The sequence below is a fragment of the Massilia alkalitolerans DSM 17462 genome (assembly GCF_000427785.1).
GTDB lineage: Bacteria > Pseudomonadota > Gammaproteobacteria > Burkholderiales > Burkholderiaceae_D > Telluria > Telluria alkalitolerans.
In genome coordinates this window covers 36092-57874 of sequence record NZ_ATYR01000037.1, presented here as the reverse complement: position 1 = coordinate 57874, position 21783 = coordinate 36092, and the positions used below count along the sequence as shown (strand labels likewise).

Below are 21783 nucleotides of genomic sequence, written 5' to 3'. Positions count from 1 at the left end.
TGGGCGATGGCAAACAGTATGGTTGCGGCCGCGACTTCGCCGCCTCGCTCGGGCTGGTGCCACAGCAGCACAGTACTGGTGGACGAGCGAATCTGCTGGGCATCAGCAAACGCGGCGACAAGAATATCCGACGCCTGCTGGTGCAGTGCGCGCGATCTTACATGCGCGGCCTGGACCGCCNTTCCGATCGTCTGGCGCAGTGGGTCCGCTCCATGCTGGAGCGACGACACTCCAACGTCGTGGCGTGCGCACTAGCGAACAAGCTGGCCCGCACAGCCTGGGCCATGGCGGCACACCATACCGAATACAAAATGCAAGAGGCCGTCACATCGCTGTGACGGCCTCCCGAGCTTGCTGTACCNAACCATCTACCTGGTTTTGCGACGCTGATACTGGATGACNTGAACGGCACACAGGCCTGACGGATAACCTGGCTAAAAAATCGGCTCATCAAGCCGCGGGCTTTCTTAGGACCCATCAGGCGCGAACTCTCATCGTGGCGCGGAGCAAGTCTCCAACATGACGCCGGATAGATTTGAGCAAGCCAACTACATCATACAAAATCAGCTTGCAAAAAGGAGGGGGACCATAGATTTTTCAATCTCCAGCCAGCTTCATCAACACCAGCCCCGACACGATCAGCACCGCCGCCACCACGCGCATGGTGTTGAGCTGCTCCCCGAGCACTGCGACCCCGACCACAAAGGCGCCGACGGCGCCGATCCCGGTCCAGATGGTATAGGCGGTGCCCAGGGGAATGCTGCGCATTGCCCAGGACAGCAGCAGGAAACTGGCGATGCTGCCGACCAGGGTGATGATGCTGGGCCAGAGCCGGGTGAAGCCATGCGACTGCTTCATGGCCACCGCCCACACCACTTCGAAGAGTCCCGCCAACAACAACAATATCCAAGCCATTCGGCCATCCTCTCAAAAAGCCGGGCCGGCCCGGTCGTAGTCCTCCCCCGACGGAGAAGGTCGTTTCTCAAAAGGGCGCTATTCTACCCTTTCAGCGCTTTTTCCAGGTCCGGCAGCTCGGCCGGCTTGACCAGGTGGGCGTCGAAGCCGGCCTCCATCGCGCGCCGACGGTCTTCCGGCGAGCCGTAGCCGGTGTGGGCCACCAGGCGGATGTGCGCCAGCGCCGGGTTCTTCTTGATGCGGCGCGCCACTTCGTAGCCGTCGATGCCCGGCAGGCCGATGTCGAGCACGATCACCTGCGGCTTGTGGCGCAGCGCCAGCCCCTCGATTTCGGCGGCGTCCGAGGTGGTGCAGGTTTCGTAGCCCATCTCGGCCAGCAGGAAGCCCATCATCTCCATGGCGTCGACGTTGTCGTCCACCAGCAACACGCGCATGCCGCTGCCGCCCTGCTTGGAGGCCTCGCAATGATCCAGGCCGGCCGTATCCGCGCTGACGCGCAGCAGCGGCAGGTCGACCGTGAAGGTGCTGCCCATGCCGATGCCCGGGCTCTGGGCCGACAGGCGTCCCCCATGCAGCTCGATCAGGTGCGACACCAGGGAAAGGCCGATGCCCAGGCCTTCCGGGGCGCGGTCCGGCGGCACGTCCACCTGGGCGAACATGCCGAAGATGCGCGGCAGGTTGTCCTCGGCGATGCCGATGCCGTTGTCGCGCACCGCGATCTGCACCCGTTCGTTCTCGAGCAGGGAAACGCGCACCGACAGCTCGCCGCCCTTCGGCGTGAACTTGGCCGCATTGTGCAGCAGGTTGCCCACCGACTGGGCCAGGCGCACCGGGTCGCCCATTACCCACACCTGCTGTTCCGGCAACTGCACGTCCAGGTGGTGGCCGCGCGCCGCGATCAGTGGCCCGGCGGTCTCGATCGCCTGGGCGACCACGGCGCCCAGGTCTACCTCTTCGGTGCGCAGCACGATCTTGCCTTCGGAAATGCGGGCGACGTCGAGCAGGTCGTCCACCAGGTGGGCCAGGTGGTCGACCTGGCGCGTGATGACTTCGCGCGCGCGCGCCTGGCGCTCGGTATTGCCGTCGCTGTTCGCGCCCAGCAGCGCGGCCGCGTTGCGGATCGGGCTGAGCGGGTTGCGCAGCTCGTGGGCCAGCGTGGCCAGGAACTGGTTCTTGTTGCGGTCGGCCGCGCGCAGCAGCGCTTCCATCTCCTTGCGCGCGGTGATGTCGCTGGTCACGCGCGCCACCCGGTACACTTCGCCACGCGCGTTGCGGACCGCAAACAGACGGTCGCGCACCCACTGCGTGCGCCCGTCCGGTCCGAGGATGCGGAACTCGTCGTCGTAGTGCGGCGCCTGCTGCAGCTGGCGCCAGCGCTGCGCGATGCGCTCGCGGTCTTCCGGATGCACGGCGTCCAGCCAGCTCCCGGGCCGCTGGCGCAGCGCATCCAGGCTGCCGCCCCAGACGTCCGAATATGCCGGGCTGACGTACTCCAGGTCGCCTTCCGGCACGGCGAACATCCAGAACACGTCATCGATGTTGTCGGTGATCTGGCGAAAACGCTCTTCGCTGTCGCGCAGCTGGACCTGGGTCTGGTGCATGCGCAGCAGCGCATTCACGTTGGCGATCAGCTCGTCGGCCTCGATCGGCGCCGCCAGGTAGTTGTCGGCGCCCCCTTCCAGCCCGCGGATCTTGTCGGCGCGCCCGGTCAGCGCCGCCGAGGTCTGCAGCACCAGCACCATGGCGCTCTCGGGATTGGCCTTGATGCGGCGGCAGACTTCGATGCCGTTGATGTCCGGGAGCTTCACGTCGAGCAGCACCAACGCCGGGTTCAAGCGCTTGACGATCTCCAGCGCGTCGGTGCCGTTGGTCGCCTCCACCACCTCGAAACCTGCCCCCTGCAGGATGCGGTTCTTGGCGTAGCGGGCGCCGTCGTTGTCGTCAACGTTGAGGATCAGGGTGGAATTGGCTTTCATGATTCGGTTCCATCGTGGCTGGGCTGCGGAAAGCGCCGCGGCAAGGTCAGCGTGAAGGTCGAGCCGCTGCCTTCCGTGCTCTGCACGTCGACGCCTCCATGCAGCAGTTCGGCCAGCTTGCGGCACAGCGGCAGGCCCAGGCCGGTGCCCTTGCTGCGCCGCTGGAGCGGATGCTCGATCTGGCTGAACTCTTCAAAAATCAGTTGCAGGTTTTCCGGGCTGATGCCGATCCCGGTATCGAGGACCGCAAATGCGATCGTGTCTTGCTGCGCATCGTAGGTGGCCGAGACGCGTACCGCGCCGCGCTCGGTGAACTTGAGCGCGTTGGAAATGAAATTACGCAGGATCTGCGAGATCTTGCCCTCGTCCGAATCGAAGGCTTCCGTGAAATCGGAAGGCTCGAAGATCAGTTCCACCCGGCCTTCGTCGACCAGCGGCCGCATCATGCCTTTCAACGCGCGGAACAGGTTGTCGATGACCACCGGCGCCAGCTGGACCTCGACCTTGCCGGCCTCGATCTTGGCCAGGTCGAGCAGGTCGTTGACGAGCTCGGACAGGTCGTTGGCGGCCTTGGCGATGAACTGCACCTGGCGCTCCTGCTCGGTCGTCAGGTCGCCGTCCATGCGGTCCAGCAGCAGCTGGGCCAGGGCGCGGATCGAGGACAGCGGGGTGCGCAGTTCGTGGCTGGTATTCGACAGGAAGCGCGACTTCATCTCGTCGGCGCGGCGCAGGCGTTCGGCCTTGTCCTCGATCTCGGCGTACAGCGCGACGATGCCGCGGTTGGTGTCTTCCAGTTCGCGCGTCAGCGACAGCAGGTCTTCCTGGCGCTCGCGCAGCTCGGCCAGGGTGCCCAGCAGCTCGTGGTTCTGCAGCTGCAGTTCCTGCAGCGTGTTCGAGACCGGACTGCCGGCCAGGCGGCTGCTGATCTCGGCCAGGCGCGCGCTATCGACGATGGCCTGCGGCGGCAGCGCCTTGCGCATGGTGACCGCGGTGACCATGCCCTGCTCCGGCTCGACCTCGCAGGAATCCATGAGGCGGTGCGCGCTGATCACGGCCAGTTCCGGCAGCGTGCGGCTCAAGCCCGCGTCGCGTCCCGCCGGCGTGGCCGCGGAGCGGCGCTCGCCGGCGCCGGGGTTGATCGTGACCTCCAGGTACTGGCGCCCGAAGTTACGGCCCAGCAGGAAGGCGGCGCGCCCGCCCGAGCCCAGGTGGCACGCGGCCCGGGCGATCTCGGACACCGCGGTGGCCACGCGCACCTGGTCCTGCTGCGAGAAGCCGAGCAGCTCCGATACCTGGCGCGCCCGCTGGCGCACCACGACCACGTCCTGGTCGCTGTCCAGTGCCACGTTGAGGATACGGTGCAGGCTCATGTCAGCTCCCATGCCGGCGCACGACCAGCACCATGGCGTCGTCGCGGCGGCGGATGAAATCGCGCATCAGGATGGCCGCGACCAGCGCCGGGCTGCGCCCGGCCAGGCCGGGATACTTGTCCAGGTCCCACTGGGTCTGGATGCCGTCCGAGTGCATGATGCACAGCGCCCCCTTCGGGAAAGGCAGCGCGAATTCCTGCACCTTGCGCATATTGTGGCCGACGATCCCGTTGTGCGACACCAGCGCGCGCCGGCTGCCGTCGATCACGCAGCCGCCGATGTTGCCCACGCCGGCGAAGCGCAGCTCGCTCGCATCGAAGTCGATGCGGGCGGTCGCCAGCGCCGCGCCGCGCGTCGGGCGCAGCGCGTCGTGGGCGGCGTGCATCAGCTCCCCGGCCTGGCCGCCCTTGCGGGCCTCGAGGACGCGGACCGCCGCCGCGGCGGCGCGCGCCGCCTCCGGCCCGTGGCCCAGGCCGTCGACGGCAAGCAGGGACGCGCCGCGGCTGTCGCAGCGCACGCCCCAGCCGTCGCCGCACTCCTCTTCGCCGGCCATCGGCGTCCACAGCGCGCCGATCTCGACGCCGCACGGCTCGGGCGCCGGCACGTCGCGCCAGATGCGCATGAAGAAGGCGGAACCCTGGCCCGGCTGCGTGTAGGCATCGAACTCGTCGGCCAGGCGGCTGAGCGCGCCCAGCCCGGTACCGGACGTTCCCGTGGTGGACACGCCGTCGATCAGGCTGGCATCCAGGTCGGGGATGCCGGGTCCCTTGTCGATGGCGAGCACGTCGACGCCCACGCCGGCGCTTGATTGGGCCGGCCCGACGTGGATCTCGCCCTCGCCCGCATGCTTGAGGATGTTGGTGGCGGCTTCGGTGATGATCAGCGCCAGCTGGCCGGCGCGGGTCTCGTTGAAGCCGAGCGCATCGGCCAGCTTCTGGCCGCTGCGCCGCACCGCCGCCACATCGCTCGCATGGTTGATCGCGAAGACTTCCTGCTGCGTGAGTGAACTGATCAGCGCTTCCATTTCACCACCAGCACGGCAGTGCCCTCTCCGGGACGGCTTTCGATGTCGAATTCATCCGCCAGGCGCTTGGAGCCGCCCAGGCCGAGGCCGAGACCCCCGCCGGTGGTGAAGCCGTCGCGCAGCGCGGTCCCGATGTCCGGAATGCCGGGGCCGGCGTCGATGAACAGCAGGCCGATGCCCTTGCGGATGCCGTCGTCCAGGTTGTCGAGGTGGACTTCGCCGCCGCCTCCGTACTTGATCGTGTTACGTGCCAGCTCGCTTGCGGCCGTGACCAGCTTGGTCTGGTCGACCAGGGACAAGGCAATGGCCACCGCGCGCTCGCGCACCTGCTTACGCAGGCCTACAACGTCCTCGTCCGATCGCAGGCGCAGTGTCACGCGTGCGGTGCGGTGCTGGCGGTGGCTATCCAGCAGCGCGGTCTCGAACAGGACTGCGTCGGTATGCGCGCCGTTCATTATTTATAGCTCTTTCCCAGCAAGGCCATGCCCTTCTCGACGTTGAGGGCGGTCTTGACGCCGTGCAGCGTCAGGCCCAGTTCGACGAGGGTGATCGCCACCGCCGGCTGCATGCCGACGACGACCGTCCGGGCATCGAGCACGCGCGCCATGGCGGCGGTATTGCTGATCATGCGGCCGATGAAGGAATCGACCAGGTCGAGGGCCGAGATGTCGATCAGGACACCCTTGGCGCCGTCGCTCACGATGCGCTCGGTGAGGTCGTCCTGCAACTGCATGGCAAGGCGGTCGTGCATGTCGACCTGGATCGTTACGAGCAGCAGGTCGCCCATGCGCAAAATAGGAATGCGTTCCATGTTCTGTGCCTATCCGCGCTTACGCCTTGGCGATGACCGAGGTGCCGGTGCGCTCGAGCGCGACCAGGAAGGCGTCGGCCAGGGTGGCCTTGGTGATCACGTCTTCCAGGTTCACGCCGAGGTGCACGATGGTCTGGGCGATCTGCGGGCGGATGCCGCTGATGATGCAGTCGGCGCCCATCAGGCGGGCGGCGGCAATGGTCTTCATCAGGTGCTGGGCCACCAGGGTGTCGACGGTGGGAACGCCGGTGATGTCGATGATGGCGATGATGGCGCCGGTGTCGACGATCTTCTGCAAGATGTTTTCCATCACCACCTGGGTGCGGGCCGAGTCCAGGGTGCCGATCAGCGGCAGCGCCAGGATGCCGTTCCACAGCTTGACGACCGGGGTCGACAGCTCCAGCAGCTCCTGCTGCTGGCGCACGATGATTTGGTCCTTGGTCTTCTGGAACACTTCGATGGTGTACAGGCCCAGCTTGTCGAGCAGCGTGCTGATAGTCCAGGAGGCGGCGGCCAGCCCCTCGGCGTCGCCGGCGAAGGCATTGCCCAGCTGGATGAACAGCGGCTGCTTCAGCGAGAAGACGAAGGTGGCGGTTTCGCTCGGGGTCGAGCCCGACTTGGCGCGGGTCGCCGAGATCTCGGCCAGCAGGTCGCGCACCTCGTCCCACGAGCGGTGCTCGATGTTGTCCAGTTCGCCCGCACGGGCGGCGACGGCGAGCGTCGCCAGGAACTGCTGGCAATGGCTGCGCAGTTGCTCCTTCGAGCTGGCGGTTCCGCGCACGATCAGCGCTTCCAGCTGCGCAATCCACTCCGCGCCGATGTCGGCCTGGTGTTCCTGGATGAGCTGGCTGATGCGGGCGGCGTAATCCTTCGTGGTCATCTGTTCGATTCCTAGAATTGGATGGTTGATTTCAAGTGGGCGCTACGCGGAACACAGGCGTGCGATCCCATCGTTAAGTAAATAATCGACTATAACACTTATTGCAATATGGTTACGGCACTGTTGTGCGGTGCGGCGGGCGCTTCTTCGCCCCGGCAAAGGGAAGGAAGCACCGCAAGCGCGCCGAGTTTTCACAATCGCAATGTTAATTGCACATTTGAAATGTGTCGACTGTGACATATGCATTTCGGCTAGAATGCGCCCCCTTTGTCGGAGAAAACTGGGTCGCGTGATAAGAGAAGCATTGGGCAAGATGCCCGCGGAGAATCGGGAACGCAACAAGCAGTTTGTTCTCATCGATCTGCTGAAAGGCGGCGCGGCCCAGCTGATCGTGCTGCACCACCTGGCCTTCTATGGGCCGATGTCCGACCACGCGCGGCGCATCCTGCCCTCGCTGGTCGACTGGCTCTACGACCACGCCCGGATCGCGGTCCAGGTCTTCCTGGTCATCGGCGGCTTCCTGGCTGCGAAATCGCTGTCGCCCGATGGCCTGCCGGGAAAGAAGCATCCCCTGCAGCTCATCCAGCGCCGCTACCTGAAACTGGCTCCGCCCTTCATTGCGGCGATGCTGCTGGCCGTCCTCGCATCCGCCTGGGCCGGCAGCTGGATGCACCACGACTCGATTTCGCCGCCGCCGACCCTGGCCCAGCTGGGTGCGCACGCATTGTTGCTGCACGGTGTGCTCGGCATTGAATCGCTGTCCGCCGGCGCCTGGTATGTCGCGATCGATTTCCAGCTGTATGCGCTGCTGACGCTGCTCGCGTGGCTGTCCGGCCGCCCGGGAGGATGGGCGCGGCCGTGGCTGATGCCGGGCCTGGCGGCGGTGGGCGTCGCGGCCTCGCTGCTGCACTTCAACCGCGACGCGGATTGGGACGTATGGGCGCCCTACTTCTTCGGCAGCTACGGACTGGGGGCGCTCGCATGGTGGGCGGGCGCCCCTGGCCGCCGGCCGCGCGCCCTCGCTCTGCTCCTGGCCGCGCTGCTGCTCTTGCCCGGCATTGCCCTGCTGCTGGACTTCCGGAGCCGCATTGCGCTGGCCCTGGCGGTGGCTTGCCTGCTGTTCCTGTTTGGCCGCTATCGACCCGCTTCACGTGCCGGCAGTGGGCTGGCTGTCATCCATTACGCCGGCAAGATCTCGTTTTCGGTCTTCCTGGTCCACTTCCCCGTTTGCCTGGTCGTGAACGCCGCGTTTGCCGGCTTCGTGCCAGAGCAGGCGCATGCGCAAGCCGTCGGGATGCTGGTCGCGTGGATCGCCAGCCTGCTGGCCGGCGCGGCATTCTTCCGGTGGGTGGAGACGCCGCTGGGCGATGTGTTCTCGCGGCCTCGCAGCGTCGTGCATGGCACTGTTACTGTGCCGGCCATAACGCGACCTCGACACAGCGGCCGGTGATCCGGTCGATCCTGAATACCAGCAGCTGATCCCTGCCTGCGCTGCCGTTCGATCCGGACTGGGCGACCAGGTAGGCCGGATCCTCGAAGTCGGCATAGGTGCTGGGCTCGCCCAGCCATAATTTGATCTCCACCACGGACATCCCTACCGGATGATACTTGTCGAGGAAAGAGGACATCATGCAGCCGCGTCCGGTCCGGTCCGCCTGCTCCCAGCGTTGACGGTTGAAGTCGCAGGAGCCCCATTCGAAGTAGAGGGCAACCGAGGTGTTGCCGCCGCAGGCGTGGAGGCACACGGACAGGCAGATCAGGGGAATCAGGGAGCGCATGCTTTTGCCCGAACGGTAGGAAATCAACTTAGGATTTTCGGATCATGCTTACGGCACCCCTTGTGCCGGCTCAAATTGGAATGTGTTTCCGCTGGGAACCGTCCAAATCAGGCACTGCCAGGCAAGGCCGGTGGCGCAACAGCCAGCTGTCTTGTGGGCCCACAACGAGACTAGGCTCGTCCTTGGCTACATTGGTCGGATAAGTCGCCACTGACTGATCAATCTGCTTAAAGGACAGCTATGCGGCGTTTCTACATCACGCTCGGCGCTCCCACAACCGCCGACGGCAAGGTCATCTCCGCCAACAACCTGGACACGATCGACGGCATTCCGATGGCGCTCGAAGGAGACAAGTGCTGGTGTCCCGCGTGCGACACCGAGGGGATCATCGTGCTGGATGGTCCCCGGCTGAGCGAAACCTTCGAAGGCCGCGAGTTCGCGCTCAGCGACGACCTGTGCGTGTGTAAGTGCGACCCGCCGCCGCGCGTGCAGGCCGCGCAGACCTTCGCCTACCAGGAGTTCGATGGCGAGCGGCACGCGGCCCAGGCCGAAGCGGCGGCGCTGGCTGCAGCAAAGCTCAACACATCCGCAGGCAGCGCAGCGCCATCGGATGGCATTCCGTTCGTGCTGCTGGACCCGAGGACGCAAGAGCCGTACACCCACCGCCCCTATCGTCTTCGGCTCCTCAATGGCGTGATCGAAGGAAGGACCAACGGGAACGGCGCAACGCGGCCACTGAGCGCAGCGGAGCGCGCCGCGGTGCTCGAGTGGTCGGTCGAAGGCGGCACCGCCTGACCCTGGGCCACGCAGCTCGGCGACCTGGACTATCCCTCGAGGATTCCCATGCCCAGCACCTACGTCGCCGGCAAGCCCAATCCTTTCTTCCAGAAGCACGAGTTCCATGGCGTGCGCGTTTACGGGAACTACCAGCGGGTCGAGGAGTGCAGGACGCACCATTATGTCGGCTCGTGCGCGACGGTGAAGCACGGGATTGCCGCCTACGTGCTGAGCCCCGAGCACCTGTGGGCAAGCTTCCAGGTGGAGGCCGAGGACCTGTTGAAGGAGAATGGGGCCTTCATCGCGGACCCGAGGAAGCGGAACCAGCGCATCAATGCGGCTTACGCCAAGCTGTGGCTGGCCGACAATCGGTTCCAGTGGGCTGGGCTCGCCGCATTTGCTTCCAAACAGGTCGGATGCGGCCTGCTGCATTCGACCGACGTCATTGAGCGCAATCGCAGCGAACGGGAGCGGATTCAGCGGTCCTTTGCACAGGCTGGGGTTGCTGGGGCCGAAGCGGCAACGCTGATGCAGATGGGGACGGAGGTTGGCGCGCACAAAATGGTCCGCCGGCTCGGGCACGGCAATATGCATCTGTTTCTCGACATCTATCCATTGCACCGCTTTTTCATGGCGCGCGGATGGCAGGAATTTAAGCAGTACCTCGCAAACAGGAAAAACGACAAGTATCCGGTCCATTGGGAGGTGGACAGGGCCACCCTGCCGTTCGGCGAACCTTTTCAAGAAATTGGTCAAGGGTTCGAACGGGTCAATGCAGGCCGGCTGCATGAGGGTGTCAGGCTGCTGGCGCAGCACGAACAGGTGAACATCCTGCAGAAGATCATGTACGAAGAGAAGACCATGCAAGCCCTTCTCGCCATGAATCAGTTTGCTTGGGCGACTGGATTTCCAACTGGCGACTACCAGGAGATCCAGCTGACCTTGTCGGCCCAATGCAAAGCCAGGGCCGGCGTAAGCTCGTGGTTCTCCAAGGACAAGTACGCGAAATTGTGGGTAGTCGAGGAACGCATGAAATTCGTGCTCGGCGCGGCCGAACGCTTCGACAAGCTCCTGAACAGTTCCGAGCGGCGCCGGGTCGAGGAATCGATCCAGGCAGTTGCCGAGGGCGGAGGCGTAGCGTGAAGCCGGGCTATCGCCGTCTCATACTAGCTGGCGTTGCTGGCGCTGGCCTGTGGTGGCATTACCGCACGCCCGAGCCGACCGTCCTGTCGTTCCGTCTCGGTCAAACCTTCGAAGAGGTCGTACAGAACTCGACGTATCCAGTCGTGGAGCGATCGAACCTTCCAGCAGAAGATCCAAGCGACCTCGGATTCGGAGCAACGTGGGTGACTGAACCGGCCGTCATCATTCACTTCACAGACCCTGTCCACGGGTTCACGCTGCCGCCGACAAAATTCGCCGCATTGACCTTCGAACACAACGTGGCGTCGATACTTTCCACTTCGCCGATGCTGCAAAAACTGCCATTCGACGAAGCTGTCGCCATGCTCGAGAATCTCCAGAACCAGTTCAAGGCAGGCCGCTGGGAACCGTACGAACTACATGAAAGCAGATGGTTCGATTTGAGCCCTGAAGGCAAGCAACGCTTGTACGCGGCCATGTTCACGCCACCGTATCGTCAGCAACAGACATTGCACGTCCCTAAGAAATTGGGGATGACGTTCCGGTTCAAGTGTGCGGAAGGCTGCTGGACACGCGAGCCGCCCTATCTATTCCTCATCGACATAGGGATCAGCGACGATACGGAATGCCGAGAGCCGGGAGATCCCTACGTTTGGGACAAGTCACATCCGGTCCACCAACCAGCCACAAAACCAGTTACGACCAAACCTGCAGAGCGCCCCACTCGCTAGTTTTCGCACAAAAAAACCGCCAGGCTCACGCACTGGCGGTTTTTGTTGGCTAGAAGCCGCGAAGCTTACTGCGCCGCGCCTTCCACCGGATCAGCAGCCTTCATCGACAGCTTCAGGCGGCCGCGCTCGTCGGTCTCGAGGACCTTCACGCGCACTTGCTGGCCTTCCTTCAGGTAGTCGGCCACGGCGTTGACGCGCTCGTTGGCGATCTGCGAGATGTGCAGCAGGCCGTCCTTGCCCGGCATGACCTGGACGATCGCGCCGAAGTCCAGCAGCTTGAGCACGGTGCCGTCGTAGGTCTTGCCCACTTCGACCGATGCGGTCAGCTCTTCGATGCGGCGCTTGGCTTCCTGGCCGGCGGCAGCGTCGACCGACGCGATGGTCACGACGCCTTCGTCGGTGATGTCGATCTGGGTGCCGGTTTCTTCGGTCAGCGCGCGGATGACAGCGCCGCCCTTGCCGATCACGTCACGGATCTTTTCCGGGTTGATGCGGATGGTGATCAGGCGCGGTGCGAAGTCCGACAGTTCGGTCTTCACGCTCGGCACGGCCTTCTGCATCTCGGCCAGGATGTGCTGGCGGGCTTCCTTGGCTTGCGCCAGCGCCACCTGCATGATTTCCTTGGTGATGCCCTGGATCTTGATGTCCATCTGCAGCGCGGTGATGCCTGCCGGGGTACCGGCCACCTTGAAGTCCATGTCGCCCAGGTGGTCTTCGTCACCCAGGATGTCGGTCAGGACGGCGAACTTGCCGCCTTCCTTGATCAGGCCCATGGCGATGCCGGCGACGTGCGCCTTCATCGGCACGCCGGCGTCCATCAGTGCCAGGCAGCCGCCGCACACCGATGCCATCGACGAGGAACCGTTCGACTCGGTGATCTCCGAGACCAGGCGCACCGAGTAGCTGAACTCGTCCGCCGACGGCAGCGCAGCGACCAGCGCGCGCTTGGCCAGGCGGCCGTGGCCGACTTCGCGGCGCTTCGGGGTGCCCACGCGACCGGTTTCGCCGGTGGCGAACGGAGGCATGTTGTAGTGCATCATGAAGTCGTCGGTGTACTCGCCCATCAGCGCGTCGATCTTCTGGCTGTCGCGCGCGGTGCCGAGGGTGGCCACGACCAGCGCCTGGGTTTCACCGCGGGTGAACAGGGCCGAACCGTGGGTACGCGGCAGCACGCCGGTGCGGATCGCGATCGGACGCACGGTGCGGGTGTCGCGGCCGTCGATACGCGGCTCGCCGTCCAGGATCTGGGTACGCACGACCTTGGCTTCCATGTCAAACAGGATGTTGCCGACTTCGGCGCTATCTGCTTCGACGCCCTGGGTTGCCAGGCCTGCCATCACTTCAGCCGAAATCGACTTCAGCTTCTGCTGGCGCAGCGACTTTTCGCGGGTCTGGTAAGCGTCGCGGATGCTTGCTGCGGCCAGGTCGTTCACGCGGGCGATCAGTTCTTCGTTCTTCGGCGCCGGGCTCCACTCGACTTCCGGCTTGCCGCCTTCGGCCACCAGGTCGTGGATCGCGTCGATGACGGCGCGCATCTGGTCGTGGCCGAAGACGACCGCGCCCAGCATGATTTCTTCCGACAGTTGCTGCGCTTCCGATTCCACCATCAGCACGGCGGTTTCGGTGCCTGCCACGACCAGGTCCATCTGCGAGGTCTTGAGCTGGGTGGTGGTCGGGTTCAGGATGTACTGGCCGTTCGCGTAGCCGACGCGCGCTGCGCCGATCGGGCCGTTGAACGGGATGCCGGCGATGCACAGCGCAGCCGAGGCGCCGATCATGGCCGGGATGTCCGGATCGATCTCAGGATTGACCGACAGGACGTGGATGATGACCTGGACTTCGTTCAGGTAGCCTTCCGGGAACAGCGGGCGGATCGGACGGTCGATCAGGCGCGAGGTCAGGGTTTCCTTTTCCGAAGGACGGCCTTCGCGCTTGAAGAAGCCGCCAGGGATCTTGCCGGCTGCGTAGGTTTTCTCCATGTAGTCGACGGTCAGCGGGAAGAAGTCCTGGCCCGGCTTGGCGTCCTTCTTGGCGACCACGGTGGCCAGGATGACGGTGTCTTCGACCGACACGACGACGGCGCCGCTTGCCTGGCGCGCGATTTCACCCGTCTCCAAGGTGACCGTGTGTTGACCGTACTGGAAGGTTTTCGAAACTTTATTAAACATGGGTAATCCCTTTCTATTTGCCGACAGATTTTCAGGAGCTGTCGTTCACCTCACCACAGACGGGAAAGCTTTCCCGCCATTACTGCAAAAACAACAAAACAGCACAAACAAAAAATGCCCGCGACAGGTATCTGGCGCAGGCATTTCGTGACTAAATCGTCTTGACCAACGATTACTTACGCAGGCCGAGCTTGGCGATCAGGTCGCGATAACGGTTTGCGTCTTTGCGCTTCAGGTAAGCCAGCAGGCTCTTGCGACGGTTGACCATCATGATCAGGCCACGACGCGAGTGGTGATCTTTCTGGTGTGCCTTGAAGTGGCCGTTCAGCTCGTTGATGCGTGCGGTCAGCAGTGCAACCTGGACTTCCGGCGAACCGGTATCGTTCTGGCCACGTGCGTTGTCCGCGATAATCGCGGCTTTGTTGATGTTTTCTACGGTCATGATGTTACCTTTCACATGCGGTGCATGAGTCGAAACCCAGCGCACCGTGATTGACGAATCGCCTGCCCAAAATGGACAGACCCGCCAGTATAGGGGAAAACGGGGCATGGGGCCACTGTTTGCATCGTCCAGAAGGCAGATTTTGGGGATGTTGGCGCGTTTGGAGGGCCAAATGATGAACAAATTGATCAGATTTACAACATTCGTGGCGCTCGTCTTGCTCGGCGGCTGCGCCGGAATGCTGCGCGAGACGCCCACCATCGGCGACCCGGAAGACCTGGTGCAGAAGAAGATGGGGCGGCCCACCAGCATCTATGGCGCCGGCAACGACCGCATCTTCGAGTACGCGACCGGGCCGATGGGCCAGTTCACCTGGATGGCGCGCATCGGCGCGGATGGGCGGCTGGTGTCCTACGAGCAGGTGCTCACCGGGGAAAAGTTCGCCACCATCAAGGTGGACGGGGCCACAAAGGAAGATGTATTGCGCACGATTGGGCGGCCGGCCGAGAAGTCCCATGTGGCGATGAAGGGCTACGAGGTGTGGTCGTACCGGTACAAGGAGGCGGGCGTGTGGAATTCCATGATGCATGTGCACTTCGACCAGGACGGCATCGTACGGCAGATGCTCAATGGACCCGATCCGATGTACGAGCCAAGGGATCGGATGGGGTGGTGAGCAGTTAGTGGTGCATGCTCTTGTTCTTGGCTCTGCTGCGGAATTGGGTTCGCGCCTGCGCGGGAACGACGGTTTTTAAGCTAGCGAATACTGCAGACGTCAACTTTGACCACTAGCCGATAAGCCGTCATTCCCGCAAAGGCGTGAACAATGCCACTGGCATTGTTCACTCCAAGTTTGGGTGCGAAGACGAGAAGTCTCCTTACACCCCCTGCGGATTTACTCGCTCAACTTTCGAATGCAGCTTGTTCAGCCCCGACAAATACGCCTTGGCCGAGGCCACGATGATGTCCGGATCCGCCCCCACGCCATTGACGATGCGCCCCGAGTGCGACAGGCGGATGGTGACCTCGCCCTGCGATTGCGGCCCGTTGCTGATCGCATTGATCGAAAACAGCACCTGCTCCGCCCCGCTTTTCACCACGCTCTCGATCGCCGTGATCACCGCATCCACCGGTCCGTCGCCCGAGGACTCGGCCGACACTTCCTTGCCGTCCACCGCGAACACGACCGTCGCATGCGGCAGCGCGCCGGTCTCGGAGCGCTGCGACAGCGACACCAGGCGGTAGGTCTCGCCGGCCTGCTCATGGTCCGCGCTGGATGCCAGCGCCATGATGTCCTCGTCAAAGATCTCGGCCTTGCGGTCCGCCAGCTCCTTGAAGCGGGCGAAGGCCGCGTTCACTTCAAGCTCCGATTCCAGCGCGATGCCCAGTTCCTGCAGGCGCGACTTGAAGGCGTTGCGGCCCGAGAGTTTGCCCAGCACGATCTTGTTGGTGGTCCAGCCCACGTCTTCGGCGCGCATGATCTCGTAGGTCTCGCGCGCCTTCAGGATGCCGTCCTGGTGGATGCCCGAGGCATGGGCAAACGCGTTCGCACCCACCACCGCCTTGTTCGGCTGCACCGCGAAGCCGGTGATCTGCGAGACCATCTTCGAGGCCGGCACGATCTGCGTGGTGTCCACACCCACCGTGAGGTTGAAGTAGTCGTGGCGGGTGCGCAGCGCCATCACGACTTCTTCCAGCGAGGTGTTCCCGGCCCGCTCGCCCAGGCCGTTGATCGTGCATTCGATCTGGCGTGCGCCGCCGATGGTGACGCCGGCCAGCGAGTTCGCCACGGCCAGGCCCAGGTCGTTATGGCAGTGCACCGACCAGATGGCCTTGTCGGAATTGGGCACGCGCTCGCGCAGGCGCAGGATGCGACGGCCGAATTCCTCGGGCACGGCGTAGCCGACCGTGTCGGGGAAGTTGATGGTGGTCGCGCCCTCGGCGATCACGGCCTCCAGCACGCGGCACAGGAAATCCTCTTCCGAGCGGCTGCCGTCTTCGGGCGAAAACTCGATGTCGTCGGTGTGATTGCGCGCGTAGCGAATGGCGAGCTTGGCCTGTTCCAGCACCTGCTCCGGCTCCATGCGCAGCTTCACCTGCATGTGCAGGGGCGAAGTGGCGATGAATGTGTGGATGCGCTTGCGTGCGGCAGGCGCCAGCGCCTCGGCGGCGCGGGCGATGTCGCGGTCGTTGGCGCGCGACAGGGAACAGATGGTGGATTCGCGCACCGCGCTGGAGATCGCGCGGATGGCTTCGAAGTCGCCCGGCGAGGCGGCGGCAAAGCCGGCTTCGATGACGTCCACCCGCAGGCGCTCGAGCTGGCGCGCGATGCGCACCTTCTCGTCGCGTGTCATGGATGCGCCGGGCGATTGCTCGCCGTCGCGCAGGGTGGTGTCGAAAATAATCAGGCGGTTCGGATCTGGCATTACGGGCTCCATTGCTAAACAAGTTTAGCGGGCGCCCTGCCCCGACCCGAAGGTCCGCGCTAGCGGCGCACGCTGTCGTCCGGCTCGTCGTCGAGCGGGATGATGCTCACCGGCTTGCCCTTGGCTGCGCGCCAGGCGAACACGGCATATCCCGACAAGCCGTAAATCACAAAAATCGGCCACAGGACTTTCGGTGGGTCGATCGCCAGCAGCGCGAAGCCGAGGGCAATCAGGAACACCACGATGAACGGCACCGACTTGCGGAAGTTCACGTCCTTGAAGCTGTAAAACGGTACGTTCGACACCATCGTCAGGCCGGCGAACACCGCCAGGCCCCAGCTCACCCAGTCCACCTGGCGCGAGCTGACGTTGATGTCCGGGTCGGTCATCATCATGATGAAGCCGACGATCAGCGCCGCAGCCGCCGGACTCGGCAGCCCCTGGAAGAAGCGCTTGTCCACCACCTCGATGTTGGTGTTGAAGCGCGCCAGGCGCAGCGCGGCGCCCGCGCAATAGATGAAGGCCGCGATCCAGCCCAGCTTGCCCAGCCCGCGCAGCGACCATTCATAGATCACCAGCGCCGGCGCGGCCCCGAAGGACACCATGTCCGACAGCGAGTCGTACTGCGCGCCGAACTCCGACTGGGTGTTGGTCAGGCGCGCAATGCGCCCGTCCAGCCCGTCGAGGACCATGGCGATGAACACCGCCCAGCAGGCGTGCTCGAAGCGCTGGTTCATCGCCATGACGATCGCGTAGAAGCCGCAGAACAGCGCGCCGGTCGTGAACGCGTTCGGCAGCAAGTAGATGCCGCGGCCGCGCTCGCCCTGGACACGGTCTTCCGCCCTGCGCCCGAAGCGTTTCAAGCGGGAAAATCGTGGCGCCTTGGGCGCGGCTCCAGGTACTCGGCGTCGTGGGAAATTGGGCATAGTGATCCGTCAAAAAATAATGCTGTTGTCAGCATTATAAAGGCGTGAACCCCTTATTAGCGACTGATCACTGTTGTGCGAGCATTCACTTGAAGCGCACCTTTCCTACAAGACGCATCTGGAGCGTGGTTTCTCCCGGTTCAAAGCTCGGTTCCGGCATCTGGTCGGCCGCTTCCTTCATGGCGCTGGCCCGCATCATCATCGGCGCCGGCGCCCCCTGGCCATCGCCCGCATAGTTGCCCGAGCCCTCGAAATCGACGGTGTCGAGCATGGCCTCGGCCGGCTTGCGGCCCATCGCATTGGCGATCGAGGCAATGCGTTCATTCAGGTTGCGGTAGGTGGCAGCGATGCGCTGGTCATCGAGGCGCTTTTCCAGTTCCGGGCTGAGTCCGAAGCTCACGTTGTTGATCTGCAGAACTTTCTGGGCTGCGGCGGCGGTCTTCGGCAGGTCTGCCAGGCTGGTGGTCTTCACCTCCAGGTACTGGCCGACGCGCCAGGCGACCGGCACCGGCTTCACCGGCGTGCGCAGCGCCGGTTGCATCGGCGGCACTTCCGGATACACCGGATAGGTGTAGTAGCCCATCGTCTTCAGCTCGGCCTTCGGATCGGCGCGGCGCACGATCTCGGTACCCTCCTTCATCTTGCGGTTCACGCGCGCCGCAGCGGCATTCTTGTCCTTGTCATGCTCTTCGACGGCGAAGGTGACGGTGGCCTGGTCGTTGGCATGCTTCACTTCGCCGAAGGCCGGGACCACCACCAGCGTGCCGGCGGTGGACGGGACGGTCTGCGCCTGGACCTGGGTGTGGAAAGCCAGCACCAGTGCGGCGGCGACGAGCGATTTGGAAAGTTTCATTGTTGTTCTCCAGTACAGTAAATAACGACGGATGTCCGTGTCATTTATACGATACCGGGTTCACAACTTCCTTCGTAGTTTTGTAATGAACCGTTGCAACTGTCTTTAATTGTAGGGTGGGCGGCATAGCCGCCCACCCTACGAAACACCGGCAATGCTTAGTTCTTCGACTGATCAACCAGCTTGTTCTTGGCAATCCACGGCATCATCGCGCGCAGCTTGGCGCCGACTTCCTCGATCTGGTGCTCCGAGGTCAGGCGGCGGCGCGAGATCAGGGTCGGGGCGCCGGCCTTGTTCTCGAGGATGAAGCTCTTCGCGTATTCGCCGGTCTGGATGTCCTTCAGGCACTGGCGCATCGCATCCTTGGTTGCCGAGGTGACCACTTTCGGGCCGGTGACGTACTCGCCGTACTCGGCATTGTTCGAGATCGAGTAGTTCATGTTGGCAATGCCGCCTTCGTAGATCAGGTCGACGATCAGCTTCAGTTCGTGCAGGCACTCGAAGTAGGCCATCTCCGGTGCATAGCCCGCTTCCACCAGGGTCTCGAAGCCGGCCTTGATCAGCTCGACGGTACCGCCGCACAGCACGGCCTGCTCGCCGAACAGGTCGGTCTCGGTCTCTTCGCGGAAATTGGTTTCGATGATGCCGGCGCGGCCGCCGCCGTTGGCCATGGCGTAGGACAGCGCGATGTCGCGTGCCGAGCCGGATTTGTCCTGGTAGACCGCGACCAGGTGCGGCACGCCGCCGCCCTGGCGGTAGGTGCCGCGCACGGTGTGGCCCGGGGCCTTCGGCGCCACCATGATCACGTCGAGGTCGGCGCGCGGCACGACCTGGCCGTAGTGGACGTTGAAGCCGTGGGCGAAGGCCAGCACGGCGCCCTGCTTGGCGTTCGGCTCGACGCTGTTCTTGTAGACCTCGGCGATGTTCTCGTCCGGCAGCAGGATCATGATGACGTCGGCGCTCTTGACCGCTTCATCGACCTCGGCGACCTTCAGGCCGGCCGCTTCGACCTTGTTCCAGGACGCGCCGCCGCGGCGCAGGCCGACGGTGACATTGACGCCGGATTCGCTCAGGTTCTGGGCGTGGGCGTGGCCCTGCGAGCCGTAGCCGATGATGGCGACGTTCTTGCCTTTGATGAGGGAGAGGTCGCAGTCTTTGTCGTAGAAAACTTTCATGGTCATTCCTTAATAATTTTTAAATGTGTGAATACGTGTATGTCGTTGAGCTACGACTTCAGACTTTGAGGATGCGTTCGCCGCGGCCGATGCCCGAGCCGCCGGTACGGACGGTTTCCAGGATCGAGGCACGGTCGATGGCGTCGATGAAGGCGTCGAGCTTGCTCTTGGCGCCGGTCAGTTCGATCGTGTAGGTCTTTTCGGTCACGTCGATGATCCGGCCGCGGAAGATGTCGGCGGTGCGCTTCATCTCTTCGCGCTCCTTGCCGACCGCGCGCACTTTAATCAACATCAGCTCGCGTTCGATGTGCTGGCCTTCGGTGAGGTCGACCACCTTCACCACCTCGATCAGGCGATTCAGGTGCTTGGTGATCTGCTCGATGATGTCGTCCGAGCCGCTGGTGACGATGGTCATGCGCGACAGGGTCGCGTCTTCGGTCGGCGCCACGGTCAGGGTCTCGATGTTGTAGCCGCGTGCCGAGAACAGCCCGACCACGCGCGACAGCGCGCCGGCTTCGTTCTCGAGGAGGACGGAAATGATGTGTCGCATTACAGGTCCTCCGAGCCGAGCAGCATTTCGTTCAGGCCCTTGCCGGCCTTGACCATCGGCCAGACGTTCTCGCTCTGGTCGGTGATGAAGTTCATGAACACCAGGCGGTCCTTCATGGCGAAGGCTTCGCGCAGCGAACCCTCGACGTCGCCCGGCTTCTCGATGCGCATGCCGACGTGGCCGTAGGCCTCGGCCAGCTTTTCGAAGTCCGGCAGCGAGTCCATGTAGGACTCGGAGTAGCGCGAACCGTAGTCGATCTGCTGCCACTGGCGGACCATGCCGAGGAAGCGGTTGTTCAGCAGGATGATCTTCGGCGTCAGGTGGTACTGCTTGCAGGTGGCGAGCTCCTGGATGCACATCTGGATCGAGCCTTCGCCGGTGACGCAGGCGACGGTTGCATCCGGGTTGGCCATCTGCACGCCCATCGCGTACGGCAGGCCGACACCCATGGTACCCAGGCCGCCCGAATTGATCCAGCGGCGCGGCTTGTCGAAGCCGTAGTACTGCGCCGCCCACATCTGGTGCTGGCCGACGTCCGAGGTGATGAAGGCGTCGCCGTCCGTGACCTTGTACAACTGCTCGATGACCGATTGCGGCTTGATCAGTTCGTTCGAGCCCGTATAGGCCAGACAATCCTTGCCGCGCCATTCGGCGATCTGCTTCCACCATGCCTGCAGCGCATTGGTATTGGTCGCGGCCTGGCTGGCGTCCAGCTGCGACAGCAGCTCGACCAGCACGTCCTTGACGTTGCCGACGATCGGGATATCGACCTTGACGCGCTTCGAGATCGACGAGGGGTCGATGTCGATATGGATGATCTTGCGCGGGTGGGTGGCGAAGTGCTTGGGGTTGCCGATCACGCGGTCGTCGAAACGCGCGCCGATCGCGATCAGCACGTCGCAGTGCTGCATCGCCATGTTGGCCTCATACGTGCCGTGCATGCCCGGCATGCCCACGAAGTGCGGGCTCGAGGAGCGCGAGGCGCCCAGGCCCATCAGCGTGTTGGTGACCGGGAAGCCGGTCTTGTCGACCAGGCGGTTCAGTTCGTTCGATGCATTGGCCAGGATGACGCCGCCGCCCGCATAGATCATCGGGCGCTCGGCGCCCTGCAGGAGCTGGACGGCCTTGCGGATCTGGCCGGCGTGGCCCTTGTCCACCGGCTTGTACGAGCGCATCTCGATCTCGCGGGGATACTCGAAGGCGCACTTGTGCATCGTGATGTCCTTCGGGATATCGACCAGCACGGGACCGGGACGGCCGGTGCGGGCGATGAAGAAGGCTTTCTTGATGGTCGATGCCAGTTCGCGGACATCCTTTACCAGGAAGTTGTGCTTGACCACCGGGCGGGTGATGCCGACGGTGTCGCATTCCTGGAAGGCATCCTGGCCGATCGCATGGCTCGGCACCTGGCCGGAAATGACGACCATCGGGATCGAATCCATGTAGGCCGTGGACAGGCCGGTGACGGCATTGGTCACGCCCGGACCGGAGGTCACGAGGGCAACGCCGACGGTGTTGGAGCTGCGCGAATAGGCGTCTGCGGCGTGGACCGCGGCCTGTTCGTGGCGGACGAGGACGTGCTGGAACTTGTCCTGCTTGAAGATGGCGTCGTAGATGTAGAGGACTGCCCCGCCGGGATAACCGAAGACGTGCTTGACGCCCTCTTCCGCGAGACAACGCACCACTATTTCAGCGCCAGTGATCTGGGCTGATCCTTCGTTATTCATGTTCATTCCTTTCAAGACCCAATGGGAGTTTGATCGGATGCCCGTTCCTAACGAAATGCGATGTGCGCAACGACCCTCATGCTTCCCTTCTCTCTGCGGTCGCGACTGTGG

22 protein-coding genes are annotated in these 21783 nt (G+C 63.8%); 6 read left to right on the top strand and 16 right to left on the bottom strand.

The features are described 5' to 3' along the window. Positions 1 to 338 (top strand): IS110 family transposase (locus tag YWC_RS0124260; protein ID WP_027867703.1); only part of this gene is annotated, 338 nt, incomplete at its 5' end. A 259-nt stretch (positions 339 to 597) separates the two neighbouring features. Here the strand turns inward: YWC_RS0124260 and YWC_RS0124255 are convergent. The 7 genes from YWC_RS0124255 to YWC_RS0124225 all read right to left on the bottom strand — a co-directional run bounded on the left by YWC_RS0124255 (position 598) and on the right by YWC_RS0124225 (position 6976). After that, positions 598 to 915 carry a DMT family transporter gene (locus YWC_RS0124255; protein WP_027867702.1) on the bottom strand — a complete coding sequence of 106 codons (318 nt, stop codon included), beginning with the start codon at positions 913 to 915 and terminating at the stop codon, positions 598 to 600. 83 nt (positions 916 to 998) lie between these two features. Continuing rightward, positions 999 to 2891, bottom strand: coding sequence for an ATP-binding response regulator (locus YWC_RS0124250; RefSeq protein ID WP_027867701.1), 1893 nt, complete (start codon positions 2889 to 2891; stop codon positions 999 to 1001). Then, a complete protein-coding gene (locus tag YWC_RS0124245; protein WP_027867700.1) occupies positions 2888 to 4261 on the bottom strand; it encodes an ATP-binding protein in 1374 nt (457 codons plus the stop codon). The genes YWC_RS0124250 and YWC_RS0124245 overlap by 4 nt, the downstream gene beginning before the upstream one ends. A gap of 1 nt (position 4262) precedes the next feature. Further along, entirely contained in the window at positions 4263 to 5285 is a 1023-nt protein-coding gene (locus YWC_RS0124240) for an ATP-binding protein (RefSeq protein ID WP_027867699.1), read from the bottom strand. After that, positions 5273 to 5740: an anti-sigma regulatory factor gene (locus YWC_RS0124235; RefSeq protein WP_027867698.1), complete on the bottom strand. Its 468-nt coding sequence runs from the start codon at positions 5738 to 5740 to the stop codon at positions 5273 to 5275. Before YWC_RS0124235 ends, YWC_RS0124240 begins: the two co-directional genes overlap by 13 nt. After that, a complete protein-coding gene (locus tag YWC_RS0124230; RefSeq protein ID WP_027867697.1) occupies positions 5740 to 6096 on the bottom strand; it encodes an STAS domain-containing protein in 357 nt (118 codons plus the stop codon). Before YWC_RS0124230 ends, YWC_RS0124235 begins: the two co-directional genes overlap by 1 nt. 19 nt (positions 6097 to 6115) lie before the next feature. Further along, positions 6116 to 6976 carry an STAS domain-containing protein gene (locus tag YWC_RS0124225; RefSeq protein ID WP_027867696.1) on the bottom strand — a complete coding sequence of 287 codons (861 nt, stop codon included), beginning with the start codon at positions 6974 to 6976 and terminating at the stop codon, positions 6116 to 6118. Positions 6977 to 7289: 313 nt separating this feature from the next. Between YWC_RS0124225 and YWC_RS0124220 the strand changes: the two genes are divergently transcribed. Next, positions 7290 to 8426: an acyltransferase family protein gene (locus YWC_RS0124220; RefSeq protein WP_027867695.1), complete on the top strand. Its 1137-nt coding sequence runs from the start codon at positions 7290 to 7292 to the stop codon at positions 8424 to 8426. Here YWC_RS0124220 and YWC_RS0124215 read toward each other — a convergent pair. Then, positions 8383 to 8754 (bottom strand): hypothetical protein, encoded by a 372-nt coding sequence (locus YWC_RS0124215; RefSeq protein WP_156923872.1) that lies wholly within the window; start codon positions 8752 to 8754, stop codon positions 8383 to 8385. The two genes, YWC_RS0124220 and YWC_RS0124215, sit on opposite strands and share 44 nt — an antisense overlap. Before the next feature lie 240 nt (positions 8755 to 8994). On the opposite strand from YWC_RS0124215, the gene YWC_RS32335 reads away from it, so the two are divergent. Genes YWC_RS32335 through YWC_RS0124200 form a run of 3 tightly spaced genes read left to right on the top strand, consistent with a single transcriptional unit; the run spans position 8995 to position 11405 of the window. Continuing rightward, positions 8995 to 9549, top strand: coding sequence for a PAAR domain-containing protein (locus tag YWC_RS32335; RefSeq protein ID WP_084416569.1), 555 nt, complete (start codon positions 8995 to 8997; stop codon positions 9547 to 9549). 48 nt (positions 9550 to 9597) lie between these two features. Beyond that, on the top strand, positions 9598 to 10674 hold the full coding sequence (locus YWC_RS30685; protein ID WP_051306724.1) for a DUF2515 family protein: 1077 nt from the start codon (positions 9598 to 9600) through the stop codon (positions 10672 to 10674). After that, the gene (locus tag YWC_RS0124200; RefSeq protein WP_027867693.1) at positions 10671 to 11405 is read left to right on the top strand and encodes a hypothetical protein; all 735 of its coding nucleotides are present in this window, start codon (positions 10671 to 10673) and stop codon (positions 11403 to 11405) included. Before YWC_RS30685 ends, YWC_RS0124200 begins: the two co-directional genes overlap by 4 nt. 65 nt (positions 11406 to 11470) lie before the next feature. Here YWC_RS0124200 and pnp read toward each other — a convergent pair whose 3' ends face one another. Next, entirely contained in the window at positions 11471 to 13573 is a 2103-nt protein-coding gene (pnp, locus tag YWC_RS0124195) for a polyribonucleotide nucleotidyltransferase (RefSeq protein ID WP_027867692.1), read from the bottom strand. 172 nt (positions 13574 to 13745) lie between these two features. Beyond that, positions 13746 to 14015 (bottom strand): 30S ribosomal protein S15, encoded by a 270-nt coding sequence (rpsO, locus tag YWC_RS0124190; protein ID WP_027867691.1) that lies wholly within the window; start codon positions 14013 to 14015, stop codon positions 13746 to 13748. 172 nt (positions 14016 to 14187) lie between these two features. On the opposite strand from rpsO, the gene bamE reads away from it, so the two are divergent. Next, complete coding sequence (gene bamE, locus YWC_RS0124185; RefSeq protein ID WP_307177087.1) at positions 14188 to 14691, top strand: outer membrane protein assembly factor BamE domain-containing protein; 504 nt, start codon at positions 14188 to 14190, stop codon at positions 14689 to 14691. Between the two features lie 202 nt (positions 14692 to 14893). Here the strand turns inward: bamE and YWC_RS0124180 are convergent, their stop codons facing one another. From YWC_RS0124180 to YWC_RS0124155, 6 genes are all read right to left on the bottom strand, one after another. After that, positions 14894 to 16441, bottom strand: a complete 1548-nt coding sequence (locus YWC_RS0124180) for a 2-isopropylmalate synthase (protein ID WP_027867689.1) — start codon at positions 16439 to 16441, stop codon at positions 14894 to 14896. Positions 16442 to 16500: 59 nt separating this feature from the next. Beyond that, positions 16501 to 17367, bottom strand: coding sequence for a CDP-diacylglycerol--serine O-phosphatidyltransferase (gene pssA / locus YWC_RS0124175; RefSeq protein WP_027867688.1), 867 nt, complete (start codon positions 17365 to 17367; stop codon positions 16501 to 16503). A gap of 85 nt (positions 17368 to 17452) precedes the next feature. Then, on the bottom strand, positions 17453 to 18220 hold the full coding sequence (locus YWC_RS0124170; RefSeq protein WP_027867687.1) for an SIMPL domain-containing protein: 768 nt from the start codon (positions 18218 to 18220) through the stop codon (positions 17453 to 17455). A 158-nt stretch (positions 18221 to 18378) separates the two neighbouring features. Then, positions 18379 to 19395, bottom strand: a complete 1017-nt coding sequence (ilvC, locus tag YWC_RS0124165; RefSeq protein WP_027867686.1) for a ketol-acid reductoisomerase — start codon at positions 19393 to 19395, stop codon at positions 18379 to 18381. 58 nt (positions 19396 to 19453) lie between these two features. Then, positions 19454 to 19945: an acetolactate synthase small subunit gene (gene ilvN / locus YWC_RS0124160; RefSeq protein WP_027867685.1), complete on the bottom strand. Its 492-nt coding sequence runs from the start codon at positions 19943 to 19945 to the stop codon at positions 19454 to 19456. Continuing rightward, positions 19945 to 21672: an acetolactate synthase 3 catalytic subunit gene (locus tag YWC_RS0124155; protein ID WP_027867684.1), complete on the bottom strand. Its 1728-nt coding sequence runs from the start codon at positions 21670 to 21672 to the stop codon at positions 19945 to 19947. Before YWC_RS0124155 ends, ilvN begins: the two co-directional genes overlap by 1 nt. Positions 21673 to 21783: the final 111 nt, after the last annotated feature.

What these genes read in the sequence shown, in the direction of transcription:
- YWC_RS0124255 (WP_027867702.1), bottom strand. Translation starts at nt 915, where the DNA reads ATGGCTTGGATATTGTTGTTGTTGGCGGGACTCTTCGAAGTGGTGTGG.
- YWC_RS0124250 (WP_027867701.1), bottom strand. Translation starts at nt 2,891, where the DNA reads ATGAAAGCCAATTCCACCCTGATCCTCAACGTTGACGACAACGACGGC.
- YWC_RS0124245 (WP_027867700.1), bottom strand. Translation starts at nt 4,261, where the DNA reads ATGAGCCTGCACCGTATCCTCAACGTGGCACTGGACAGCGACCAGGAC.
- YWC_RS0124240 (WP_027867699.1), bottom strand. Translation starts at nt 5,285, where the DNA reads ATGGAAGCGCTGATCAGTTCACTCACGCAGCAGGAAGTCTTCGCGATC.
- YWC_RS0124235 (WP_027867698.1), bottom strand. Translation starts at nt 5,740, where the DNA reads ATGAACGGCGCGCATACCGACGCAGTCCTGTTCGAGACCGCGCTGCTG.
- YWC_RS0124230 (WP_027867697.1), bottom strand. Translation starts at nt 6,096, where the DNA reads ATGGAACGCATTCCTATTTTGCGCATGGGCGACCTGCTGCTCGTAACG.
- YWC_RS0124225 (WP_027867696.1), bottom strand. Translation starts at nt 6,976, where the DNA reads ATGACCACGAAGGATTACGCCGCCCGCATCAGCCAGCTCATCCAGGAA.
- YWC_RS0124220 (WP_027867695.1), top strand. Translation starts at nt 7,290, where the DNA reads ATGCCCGCGGAGAATCGGGAACGCAACAAGCAGTTTGTTCTCATCGAT.
- YWC_RS0124215 (WP_156923872.1), bottom strand. Translation starts at nt 8,754, where the DNA reads ATGCGCTCCCTGATTCCCCTGATCTGCCTGTCCGTGTGCCTCCACGCC.
- YWC_RS32335 (WP_084416569.1), top strand. Translation starts at nt 8,995, where the DNA reads ATGCGGCGTTTCTACATCACGCTCGGCGCTCCCACAACCGCCGACGGC.
- YWC_RS30685 (WP_051306724.1), top strand. Translation starts at nt 9,598, where the DNA reads ATGCCCAGCACCTACGTCGCCGGCAAGCCCAATCCTTTCTTCCAGAAG.
- pnp (WP_027867692.1), bottom strand. Translation starts at nt 13,573, where the DNA reads ATGTTTAATAAAGTTTCGAAAACCTTCCAGTACGGTCAACACACGGTC.
- rpsO (WP_027867691.1), bottom strand. Translation starts at nt 14,015, where the DNA reads ATGACCGTAGAAAACATCAACAAAGCCGCGATTATCGCGGACAACGCA.
- bamE (WP_307177087.1), top strand. Translation starts at nt 14,188, where the DNA reads ATGATGAACAAATTGATCAGATTTACAACATTCGTGGCGCTCGTCTTG.
- YWC_RS0124180 (WP_027867689.1), bottom strand. Translation starts at nt 16,441, where the DNA reads ATGCCAGATCCGAACCGCCTGATTATTTTCGACACCACCCTGCGCGAC.
- pssA (WP_027867688.1), bottom strand. Translation starts at nt 17,367, where the DNA reads ATGCCCAATTTCCCACGACGCCGAGTACCTGGAGCCGCGCCCAAGGCG.
- YWC_RS0124170 (WP_027867687.1), bottom strand. Translation starts at nt 18,220, where the DNA reads ATGAAACTTTCCAAATCGCTCGTCGCCGCCGCACTGGTGCTGGCTTTC.
- ilvC (WP_027867686.1), bottom strand. Translation starts at nt 19,395, where the DNA reads ATGAAAGTTTTCTACGACAAAGACTGCGACCTCTCCCTCATCAAAGGC.
- ilvN (WP_027867685.1), bottom strand. Translation starts at nt 19,945, where the DNA reads ATGCGACACATCATTTCCGTCCTCCTCGAGAACGAAGCCGGCGCGCTG.
- YWC_RS0124155 (WP_027867684.1), bottom strand. Translation starts at nt 21,672, where the DNA reads ATGAATAACGAAGGATCAGCCCAGATCACTGGCGCTGAAATAGTGGTG.